The organism is Bacillus sp. LR--39 (assembly GCF_053613335.1).
In genome coordinates this window covers 1-701 of record NZ_JBSIOT010000902.1, presented here as the reverse complement: position 1 = coordinate 701, position 701 = coordinate 1, and the positions used below count along the sequence as shown (strand labels likewise).

Below are 701 nucleotides of genomic sequence, written 5' to 3'. Positions count from 1 at the left end.
ACGAGAATGAAAAGTTCAAACAAATCCTGCAAACACTGCCGGAGGAGCATATAGAAATAGCTGAGGATATCATCAGCTATGCGGAAGGAGAGCTCGCGGCGCCGCTGAGCGATCACATTCATATCGCGCTTTCCGACCATTTGTCCTTTGCGATCGAGAGGATTCAAAATGGGCTGCTTGTGCAGAATAAATTGCTGCATGAGATAAAGGCGCTCTATAAAAAAGAATACGAGATCGGCCTGTGGGCGATCGGACATGTAAAAGAGACATTGGGCGTGTCTCTGCCTGAAGATGAAGCGGGTTATATTGCCCTTCACATCCATACGGCGAAGATGGATGCGGAGAGCATGTATTCGGCGCTGAAGCATACGACCATGATCAAAGAAATGATAGAGAAAATAGAACAATACTTTAATCGAAAGGTGGATGAAAACAGCATTTCCTATCAACGCCTAGTCACGCATTTGCGATACGCGGTCAGCCGGTTGGAATCAAATGAAGCGCTCCATCGTATGGACGAGGAGATGCTTTATTTCATCCAAAAAAAGTATTCATTCTCCTATCAATGTGCGCTGGAGCTGGCGGAGTTTTTGAAAAATGAATATCAATTACATTTGCCGGAATCCGAGGCCGGCTATATCACGCTGCATGTCCAGCGTCTTCAAGATCTCTCGGAATAACCGCTTTGACTTGCAGGGAGT

The 701-nt window shown here is 46.1% G+C and carries 1 protein-coding gene; it reads left to right on the top strand.

Annotated elements, in window-relative coordinates:
* Window positions 1-680: sac operon transcriptional antiterminator SacT (gene sacT / locus ACWHAR_RS27360; RefSeq protein WP_452088467.1), on the top strand; the 680-nt coding region annotated here is incomplete at its 5' end.
* Between the last annotated feature and the right edge of the window lie 21 nt (window positions 681-701).